The organism is Actinomycetota bacterium, assembly GCA_030774015.1.
Taxonomy (GTDB): domain Bacteria; phylum Actinomycetota; class UBA4738; order UBA4738; family JACQTL01; genus JALYLZ01.
The window spans coordinates 1-2,298 of sequence record JALYLZ010000024.1 but is presented as its reverse complement, the minus strand read 5'-3'; the positions used below and the strand labels follow the sequence as shown (position 1 = coordinate 2,298).

Genomic DNA, 2,298 nt, shown 5'->3' with positions numbered 1-2,298 from the left:
GCCTCCTCCGGGTGGTGATCGACGAGGTCCACGGGTTCTTGGGGACGGAGCGGGGGGCCCAGGTCCAATCGCTCCTGCGGAGGGTGGAGGACGCCACCGGCAGGATCGTCCCCCGCATCGGGCTCTCGGCCACCATTGGGGACGTCTCCGAGGCGGCCGAGTTCCTCCGCCCGGGGGCGGGGGGCTCCGTCGCCGTGGTCCGGTCCTCCGAGCCCCAGCGGGTGCGCGTCCAGGTCCGGGGCTACCGCATGCCCTCCCGCTCGGACGACGGGGGGGAGGGGGGCCTCGACCCCGAGGAGGCCATCGCCCGGGACCTGTTCGGGCTCCGGGGGTCCGACAACCTGGTGTTCGTGAACTCCCGGGCCGCCGTGGAGCGCTACGCCGACCTGTTGGCGGACCTCTCCGAGCGGGCGGGGGTACCCTCCGAGTTCTGGCCCCACCACGGGAACCTCGCCCCGGGGGTGCGCCGGCACACCGAGGAGTCCCTGAAGGGCTACGGGGCGGCCACGGCCGTGTGCACCTCCACCCTTGAGCTCGGGATCGACGTCGGGACGGCCGAGAGCGTGGCCCAGGTCGGCCCGCCCCCCTCCGTGGCCTCCCTCCGCCAGCGCCTGGGACGCTCCGGGAGGCGGGGGCAACCGGCCACCATCAGGATCCACGTGAGCGAGGGGGACACCGGCGACCCGGTGGGCCAGCTCCGCCCGGCCCTGGTCCAAGCGATCGCGGCGATCCGCCTGCTCCAGCAGGGGTGGTACGAGCCGGTCCCCCCGGGCATCCGGCACCTGTCCACCCTCGTCCAGCAGGTCCTCTCCCTCGTCTCCGAGCGCTCGGGGGTCCACCCCCGCGAGGCCCACCGGGTCCTGTGCACGGGGCCGGGGGCGGCCTTCGGGGCGGTGGGGGAGGCGGAGTTCGACCGGATCCTCCGCATCATGGGAGACCGGGGCCTGATCGAGCTCGCCGAGGACGGGACCGTGCTCCTCGGGGCCCACGGCGAGCGGGTGGTGGGCCGCCACAGCTTCTACGCGGCGTTCCAGACGCCCGTGGAGTACCGGGTGTCGGGGGAGGGACGGGAGCTGGGGACCCTCCCCGTCGTCCGTCCCCTGGGGGTGGGGCAGCCCTTGCTGTTCGCGGGGCGGCGATGGGTGGTCTCGGCGGTCCACGAGGGGCGGCGCCTGGTGCAGGTGGAGCCGGCGCCATCCGCCGTGGCCCCGGAGTTCGGGGGCCTCGGGATGAGCGTGGCCGGGCGGGTCCGGGAGGAGATGCTGGTGATCTACCGGGGGGAGGACGTCCCCACCTACCTGGACCGGGCCGCCCGGGACCTGCTGGCGAAGGGGCGCGAGGCGTTCCTACGGCTGGGCCTTGGGGAGACGTCCCTCATCTCCTGGGCGGGCGGGACCTTCGCGTTCTGCTGGGGCGGGGACCCAGCCCTCGACGCCCTGGCTCTGGCCCTGCGGGCCCGGGGGGTCCAGGCCTTCGCCTACGGCCCGGCGGTTCGGGCCCCCACCACCCCTCCCGCCGAGCTCAGGGCGCACCTGGTGGCCATGGCCGCCTCTTTGGCCCCCGAGGGACGGGACCTGGCCCGGGGGGTCGCCGCGGCGGCCCAGGAGAAACACGACCGGTACCTGCCCCGGGAGTTGCTGCTTGGAGAGCACGCCGCCCGGGCCCTGGACGTGCAGGGGGTGTGGAGGGCCATCGGGCGCCTGATCGAGGAGGAGGAGCGTCATGACCGAGCGGGATGAGGACCGGTCCAGGCAGATCGAGCTGGGGGACGAGGTCATCTACCGGGGACTGCGGTGGATGCTAGACGACGAGGCCCTGATCGGCCTGGAGGGGCAGCCGGACATCGTGTTCAACCAGCTCGACCAGGTGGAGGCTTTCTCGATCTTGGACGCTCTTCGGCCGGTCCCACCCGTCGGGTGAGCTCAGGGCCCACCGTCATCGACGCCATGGAACGTCACTCCCTGGCCCCGCCAGGGCGGGGCTCCCGCCCGACCGCCTTGAGATGCTCCAGGAAGTTCGCGTACTGGTCGCGGTCCATGTGCCGGCGAGCGGTCTCGATGAGCGTCGCGATGTCGGCGTCGTACTCGTGCAGGGGGACTCCAACCGTCTCCGGGGTGGGCCTGAACCGGTGCCAGGCCTCCACGGCTCGGAGTGCATCCCGGAAGGTCCTCGGCTCGATCTCCCCGAGGGCGACCCGGTCGCGGGCCCGTAAGGCGAGGAACATCGTGGAGTCCACCACCGTGTCGATATAGAGCTCCGCTAGGGTCTCCCTCGCCTCTCCCATCTGGCGCAGGCGCT

General features: G+C 73.4%; 2 protein-coding genes and 1 pseudogene. 2 read left to right on the top strand and 1 reads right to left on the bottom strand.

Annotated elements, in window-relative coordinates:
- The first annotated feature begins 248 nt into the window (after nt 1-248).
- Together M3Q23_01490 and M3Q23_01485 are read left to right on the top strand one after the other, a co-directional pair.
- Nucleotides 249-575, top strand: a pseudogene (locus M3Q23_01490) (DEAD/DEAH box helicase).
- 1,147 nt (nt 576-1,722) lie between these two features.
- Complete coding sequence (locus M3Q23_01485; protein MDP9340786.1) at nt 1,723-1,920, top strand: hypothetical protein; 198 nt, start codon at nt 1,723-1,725, stop codon at nt 1,918-1,920.
- A gap of 34 nt (nt 1,921-1,954) precedes the next feature.
- Here M3Q23_01485 and M3Q23_01480 read toward each other — a convergent pair.
- Nucleotides 1,955-2,298: hypothetical protein (locus M3Q23_01480; GenBank protein ID MDP9340785.1), on the bottom strand; the 344-nt coding region annotated here is incomplete at its 5' end.

What these genes read in the sequence shown, in the direction of transcription:
- M3Q23_01485 (MDP9340786.1), top strand. Translation starts at nt 1,723, where the DNA reads ATGACCGAGCGGGATGAGGACCGGTCCAGGCAGATCGAGCTGGGGGAC.